The sequence below is a fragment of the Shewanella saliphila genome, assembly GCF_014648295.1.
Lineage (GTDB): Bacteria > Pseudomonadota > Gammaproteobacteria > Enterobacterales > Shewanellaceae > Shewanella > Shewanella saliphila.
Genome location: NZ_BMQV01000035.1, coordinates 45,223 through 52,738 on the forward strand (window position 1 = coordinate 45,223; position 7,516 = coordinate 52,738).

Below are 7,516 nucleotides of genomic sequence, written 5' to 3' on the forward strand. Positions count from 1 at the left end.
CTCACTTATTTCATGGTTGGCATAATAAAGGCCGACGGTTCGTTCGCGTCGACTTTAGCTTGTGGCCAACGGGCGGTAATGGCTTTACGCTTAGTGTAAAAACGCACGCCATCAGGACCATGCATGTGCAGTGGACCAAATAGTGAACGCTTCCAGCCACCAAAGCTATGAAAGGCCATTGGCACCGGGATGGGCACATTAACGCCAACCATACCCACTTCTACATGGTGGCAAAAGTGACGTGCCACTTGTCCATTTTGAGTGAAAATTGCCGTGCCATTACCAAACTCGTGTTGATTGATTAGCGCCAGTGCGTCGGCATAATTGTCGACTCGCACGATTGCGAGCACTGGGCCAAAAATTTCTTGTTGGTAAATGCTCATTTGCGGTGTCACATGGTCAAACAAGCAGGCACCTAAAAAGTAGCCTTGCTGATGGTCGCTAATACTAATATCGCGACCATCGACAACCAATTTAGCGCCTTCATTAATGCCTGCTTCAACGTAGTCCCGCACTTTGGCTAAATGTTGTGCTGAAATAAGTGGTCCCATGTCCATTTCAGGGGTGATACCGCTACCCACTTTTAAGGCACTAATTTGTGGTAATAATTTATCGACCAGTTTGTCGCCCACATCACCGACAGCCAGCACGACTGAAATAGCCATACAACGTTCACCCGCACTACCATATGCTGCACCCATTAAAGAATTAACAGCTTGATCTAAATCAGCATCTGGCATTAATAACATATGATTTTTAGCACCGCCCAATGCTTGTACTCGCTTGCCGTGGGCAGACGCTGTGGTGTAGATGTATTCCGCAATAGGAGTTGAGCCAACAAAGCTGACCGCTTTAATATCTGGGTGGGTGAGCAAAGCGTCTACCGCTTCTTTATCGCCGTTGATGACGTTAAATACTCCGTCAGGCAAGCCTGCTTGTTTGAGTAACTCAGCAATGAACATGACCGAGCTAGGGTCTTTTTCAGACGGTTTCATAATAAAGGTGTTACCACAGGCAATGGCAATCGGGAACATCCACATCGGCACCATTACCGGGAAGTTAAACGGTGCAATACCGGCTACAACACCTAATGCTTGATTAACAGACCAAGCATCAACACCACCACCGACTTGCTGGGTGTGTTCGCCCTTTAATAAGTGCGGTATACCACAGGCAAACTCAACCACTTCGAGGCCTCGAGTAATTTCACCTTTGGCGTCATCAAGCACTTTGCCATGCTCTAGGGTAATCAGTTCTGCTAATTTATCGACATGCTGCTCGACTAACGCTTTAAATTTAAATAACACGCGAGCACGATTGAGTGGCGTCACTTGTGACCAAGTGTCAAACGCGGTTTTAGCCGCAGCAATGGCAGTGGCGACTTCATCCTGGCTGGCTAATGACACCTGGCCGCGGGCTTCACCGGTTGCTGGGTCGTAAATCGTTTGTTGGCGCTGGCTGGTTTGAGTCAGTTGTCCATCCACAAAATGGGTAATGTTAAGCATGCTTGCAGTCCTTTCTTATAAACTAAAAATGAATTAATCCACGGCGTTAATGGCATCGGTTAGTTGATTTACCATGTCATCAATTTGCGATTTTTCGACAATTAATGGTGGCGACAGGGCAATGATGTCAGCCGTTGCCCGCACTAATGCGCCGTTTCTAAAGCAATGGTCAAATATGGCGTAACCACGTTTACCCACGCCTTTATCACTTGGGGCAAACTGAATGCCCGCAACCAAACCTGTGTTGCGAATATCAATCACATTTGGCAGGCCTTTGAGGCTATGGACTGCTTGTTCAAAGTAAGATTCAAGCTCGCGCGCGCGTTCAAATAGCTGTTCATTTTCATAAATAGACAAGGTTGCTAGGGCTGATGCCGCGGCAACTGGGTGACCTGAATAAGTGTAACCATGGAAAAACTCAATTAACTCGTCTGGGCCATTCATGCAGGTATTATGAATAGCATCACTAACAAATACCGCCCCCATAGGAATAGCGCCATTGTTAATGGCTTTTGCAGTGGTGATCATGTCTGGCGTCACTTGCCAGCGTTCACTGGCAAAAGCGGCTCCAACGCGGCCAAACCCGGTAATGACTTCATCAAATATCAATAAAATACCGTGTTTTTGGGTGATTTCGCGTAAGCGTTTAAGGTAGCCCTCTGGCGGTAAAATTACCCCAGCAGAACCGGACATGGGCTCTACAATAACAGCGGCAATGTTTTCTGCGCCGTGTAACGTTATGAGCTGCTCAAGCACTTCAGCCTTGTCTAAACCGTGTGGCGGCAGACCATGACTAAAGGCATTGTTGGCAATGTCGAGTGTATGGGGCAGGTGGTCAACACCTTGTAGCAATTGTTGGCTAAAGGATTTGCGATTATTACTGATACCGCCAACCGAAATGCCGCCAAAACCAACACCGTGATAGCCTAATTCGCGGCCAATAAAGCGTGTACGGCTCGCTTGACCATTGGCGCGGTGATAACAAAGCGCCATTTTTAATGCGGTATCGACAGACTCTGAACCAGAGTTAGTAAAAAATACATGGTCCAGTCCATCAGGGCTTATTTCACTGAGTTTGTGGGCCAATTCAAACGCCAATGGATGGCCCATTTGAAAAGACGGTGCAAAGTCCATCTGGCTAATTTGTTTGCTTACCGCTTCAGATATTTCAGCCCTGCCATGACCGGCATTACAACACCATAATCCTGCGGTGGCATCGAGCACCTTGTTACCATCAATGTCGGTGTAATACATACCTTGTGCCGACACTAACAAGCGTGGATTTGTTTTAAATTGCTTATTGGCAGTAAATGGCATCCAAAAATGCGCCATATTCGGCCATGTTTGCGATGAGTCGCCCGTTCCTTTGCGCTGAATTTCGTTCATAAATAGACTCTACATAGGTAACAAATTAGTCAGTTGGCCAAATCATAATGGTTAAATTATGAGTGATTGATATTTGCTATGCTATGTCAAAAATAATGAACATAAAAGGGGTGTGTGCATTTATTTATACTAAATTAGACTATTTTGTAAAATATATTGAAAACTTCTTGCTGTTTAGCCTCATCAGGTGACAATATTCACAGTAAATATATTGAATAGCACAAGCTAATTACGTTGTTTGGCATCACATGGAGTGGTGCTTATCAATCCATTTATTAAATCGAGGTCACAATGAGTACTCCAACAAGTCTTAGCGATTGGCAAGCATTGGCAGCCAGTCTGCAAATTAATGGAAATGCATTTATTAATGGTCAGTATCAAGGCGCAGCATCTGGTGAAACCTTTGATTGCATTAGCCCGATTGATGGCAAAGTATTAGCCAAAGTGGCAAGTTGTGACTTAGTTGACGCCAACGTAGCCGTTGCCAATGCTCGTGAAGTTTTTGAGGCGGGTACCTGGGCTAACCTGCCGCCGGTACAACGTAAGCAAATCATGATTCGATTTGCAGATTTGCTAGAAGAAAACGCAGACGAGCTTGCACTGCTTGAAACCCTAGACATGGGTAAACCCATTCAACACTCAAAAGGCGTTGATGTTGTGGGGGCCGCGCGCGCCATTCGTTGGTCTGGCGAAGCCATTGATAAAATTTACGATGAAATTGCACCAACAGCACACAACGAAATTGGCATGATCACCCGTGAAGCGGTTGGTGTGGTGGCGGCCATTGTACCGTGGAACTTCCCCATGATTATGGCGTGTTGGAAGCTTGGGCCATCGCTTGCAACGGGTAACAGTGTGATTTTAAAACCCTCAGAAAAGTCGCCATTGACGGCCATTCGTATGGCGCAGTTAGCGCTAGAGGCAGGTATTCCTGCAGGGGTATTAAACGTGCTGCCTGGTTTTGGTCATACCGTGGGTAAAGCATTAGCCTTACACATGGATGTTGATACGTTGGTGTTTACCGGTTCAACCAAAATAGCTAAACAGCTGATGATTTATGCGGGCGAATCGAACATGAAACGCGTGTGGTTAGAAGCGGGCGGTAAGAGCCCTAATATTGTGTTTAACGATGCACCTGATTTAAAAGCGGCTGCAGAAGCCGCCGCAGTTGCCATTGCTTTTAATCAAGGAGAGGTGTGTACAGCGGGTTCACGTTTATTAGTTGAATCTGGTGTTAAAGATGACCTCATTCAGCTTATTATCAAAGAAATGCAAGGCTGGCAGCCAGGGCATCCACTTGACCCTAATACCACGTGTGGCGCGGTGGTCGATCAGCAGCAATTAACCAATGTGCTTAACTACATTAAAACGGGTACCGAACAAGGTGCAACGCTCGTTGAGGGTGGCAAGCAGGTGATGGCAGAAACCGGCGGCATGTTTGTTCAGCCGACTATTTTTAGTAATGTCAAAAATGACATGCGCATCGCCAGCGAAGAAATTTTTGGCCCTGTGTTATCGGTAATCGAATTTGATGGTATGGACGAAGCGATTAAGATTGCAAACGACACCATTTATGGATTAGCCGCAGCAGTGTGGACCTCAAACTTAAGCAAAGCACATAAAACCGCAAAAGCATTACGCAGTGGTATGGTGTGGATTAATCACTACGATGGCGGCGATATGACCGCACCTTTTGGGGGTTATAAACAGTCAGGTAATGGCCGTGATAAGTCATTACATGCGTTTGATAAATACACTGAATTAAAAGCCACCTGGATTGCTTTATAACGGTAATTATCTCAGTGATGTAAACAAAGCCCTTTAGCAATAAAGGGCTTTTTTATTAAGTAAAATTAACGCCTCTTTTTGCTCTCTTCGCGTACACTGAAATTTCGAACATAACCTAAATTTTCAATCGTTATGCATGGATGATGCTACATGACTCATACTCTATTTTCTCGATTAGCCATCTTTATTAGCTCTGGTTTTTTCGGTTTTATTTTATGGATCATTTATTTAGCCAACACAGGCGGCAACAGTATTTTTTTCGACTTAATCCGTCATATTCCTTATGGCGATAAAGTTGGCCATATGTTGTTATTTGGTTTATTAACCTATGTAGCCAATTTAGCGTTACTGAGTCGACACTTTTCGCTCGGACGTATTCCGCTTTATTACGGTGCTGTGCTAGTGTCAATATTCGTCTTGAGTGAAGAAATCAGCCAGGGATTTATTCCATCAAGAACATTAGATATCGTCGACTTAATTGCCGATGCTGTAGGGATTACTTTATTCAGTTATTTAAGCTGCTTAACTCAGCGCATTCTCGACAAAAAGCGAGGTGTCACAGCCTGAGTTAGGATTAATTTGACTGAGTTTTATCGTAAATAATAGAGAGGTATAATGTGAATTCTCCTTTAGTGAGCACAGATTGGTTAGCGTTACATCTTGAAGATCCAGACCTTGTTATACTCGATGCCAGCATGGAAGTTGTGCTAGGTAAAGAACCCCTCGTTTACGATGAGCTTTATGTTATCCCCGGTGCGGTATCGTGCCAAATTGATAAACTACTTTTTGATCATCATTCTCCACAAACTCATGCTATGCCAACGCCAGAGCAATTTACAGAGGCGGCACAAATCTTAGGGATTACTCATAACAGCACCGTGGTTATTTACGATGACCAAGGTATTTATTCATCGCCACGCGCCTGGTGGACCTTTAAAGCCATGGGCTTTGAAAAAGTATTTGTGCTTGACGGCGGGTTGCCGCAGTGGCGTGCAGAAGGTAAAGACACAGTACGCCAATTTGCCAGCCCAACTCAGGCTGGCGATATAAAAGGGCGTTTATTACAACATAAAGTATGTGACACTGAATTTGTATTAACTCACCTGGGCCATGCCAATGTGGATATTATTGATGCCCGCGCAGCAGGGCGCTTTAATGGTACGTCACCCGAGCCACGCGTTGGCATGCGCAGTGGTCATATTCCTGGGTCGTTAAACTTGCCATTTGCTCAGGTACTCAAGGGTTTTAAAATGAAATCGACTAAAGAGCTACACACGATTTTTGCCAACCTAGATACCAGTAATAATGCCCAGCGCGTGTTCACTTGCGGCTCTGGTATCACCGCATGTATTTTGATTTTAGCCTCTTATGTAGCAGGCCATCATCAAGCCGCGTTATACGATGGCTCATGGGCGGTGTGGGGCGGAGATGCAGCATTGCCAATAGAATAGAGTCAATTGAATAATTGGTGGGTATTTTTTGTTTTATGGCCTACGGCCACTAACGTCGTGGCGCTTCGCTCACACCAGACCAAGAGGAAACCAACGGCTGTTCCCTCTTGGAACTCCCAGCCGCCACATCAAAATTATCTGAAAAGCGATAATTTCGCGACGTGGTTGAATCCAGCTTTTGACCGCGTTTCGGTGTTCTTCAGCCTTATTCGAAAATGCTAACGCTTCAGATGGGGCGTCCCTTCCCCTCTAAAGCTAGCTCGCCATCCATGGCTAGCTTACGTCATTTTCTTCAACGGCCTCAATTTCGGAGTTGAATTTAGGCATTTTTAAAGAAATGAAAATTCATTTACAAAAACAAATAATACCTATAAGCTATTGTTTAATAATTACTTTCCGCTTGTCCAGCTAAATTCTACTCGGGCCAAAAGGCCTGTTGCAACCCGCTCGTCGTCCCGGCAATGTTTTTGAGCCGGGATCCAGGTGTTTGTTTTGTACTTTTGTACTTTTGTACTTATGCCAGCTCACGTATTTACTTGTAAAGAGTCTTCAACGGCCTCAAGTTCAGAGTTGAATTTAAGCATTTCAAGCTGAGGCATCTAACTCATTTTTGGATAGAAGCTTGTTAGTTACTTTCTCGTCGTCCCGGCAATGGTTCTTAGCTTTTTTAAGTTTAATCGGCTAAAAAGTAAACTAAAGTAGTACGATAAATAATTTTTTTATTTTTTAATGCACTGAAATAAATGGATTTTTATTTATTGTAGAATCTTGGGTCCACTTTTAACGAGCAACCTCGTTTTTATTTGCCAGAGGATCTAAATAAAACTGCTTTACAACAATAAGTTAGCAAATGTAGGATGTTATTAATCAATAAGCTGTTAGCAGTCAGTGAGAATTTAATATGTCTTCTGTACCAGAGAAAGATTGGAAATTATTTCGGAAGCTACAAGTGGAATTAACTGCAAAAGCTTGTGATTTAGTCTTTAAGAAAGTTGAAAATATAACCAATGATCGAGTTGGTAAAGAGCATCAATCATATTTGGACTTGTATCGTTTGATTGAAGCTGAAGATGCAAAAATAGCTGAAATGTTTAATAACCCGACTCGTAACAATGTGTTGTTGAAAATAGTTTCTTTAAAAAAGTATGGTGTTTTGAGTGACGAGAAGCTTCAACTTTTTAGCGAAGAAACTCAAGGTTTTGTGAGTCGTATGCTCGGCTGAGTAAACTGCTAACAAATAAGGATAGGCCGCGCGAAGCTGCGTCCTTATCCCAAGTGTTGAACAAGCCCGAACAGCTGAGAGTGACTCTTTATTATGTAAATATCAGCTCGAGAAAACGCGCTGTTTGATGTGATGGTTATCTGGCAACTTTTCTGTAGTCAGCA

Annotated in this window: 6 protein-coding genes; 4 read left to right on the top strand and 2 right to left on the bottom strand. The window is 44.0% G+C overall.

The features are described from left to right. Window positions 1-5: 5 nt before the first annotated feature. Together IEY48_RS15040 and aptA are read right to left on the bottom strand one after the other, a co-directional pair. Entirely contained in the window at window positions 6-1,505 is a 1,500-nt protein-coding gene (locus IEY48_RS15040; protein WP_188921747.1) for a CoA-acylating methylmalonate-semialdehyde dehydrogenase, read from the bottom strand. A gap of 33 nt (window positions 1,506-1,538) precedes the next feature. Beyond that, the gene (gene aptA, locus IEY48_RS15045) at window positions 1,539-2,891 is read right to left on the bottom strand and encodes an omega-aminotransferase AptA (protein WP_188921750.1); all 1,353 of its coding nucleotides are present in this window, start codon (window positions 2,889-2,891) and stop codon (window positions 1,539-1,541) included. Window positions 2,892-3,182: 291 nt separating this feature from the next. Here aptA and IEY48_RS15050 point away from each other — a divergent pair, with 291 nt between their 5' ends. The 4 genes from IEY48_RS15050 (at window position 3,183) to IEY48_RS15065 (ending at window position 7,352) form a co-directional block, all read left to right on the top strand. After that, the gene (locus tag IEY48_RS15050) at window positions 3,183-4,679 is read left to right on the top strand and encodes an aldehyde dehydrogenase (RefSeq protein WP_188921751.1); all 1,497 of its coding nucleotides are present in this window, start codon (window positions 3,183-3,185) and stop codon (window positions 4,677-4,679) included. A 150-nt stretch (window positions 4,680-4,829) separates the two neighbouring features. Further along, a complete protein-coding gene (locus IEY48_RS15055; RefSeq protein WP_188921754.1) occupies window positions 4,830-5,246 on the top strand; it encodes a VanZ family protein in 417 nt (138 codons plus the stop codon). Between the two features lie 50 nt (window positions 5,247-5,296). Continuing rightward, window positions 5,297-6,130: a sulfurtransferase gene (locus IEY48_RS15060; protein WP_188921756.1), complete on the top strand. Its 834-nt coding sequence runs from the start codon at window positions 5,297-5,299 to the stop codon at window positions 6,128-6,130. A 901-nt stretch (window positions 6,131-7,031) separates the two neighbouring features. Then, the gene (locus IEY48_RS15065) at window positions 7,032-7,352 is read left to right on the top strand and encodes a hypothetical protein (protein ID WP_188921758.1); all 321 of its coding nucleotides are present in this window, start codon (window positions 7,032-7,034) and stop codon (window positions 7,350-7,352) included. The last annotated feature ends 164 nt before the right edge of the window (window positions 7,353-7,516 follow it).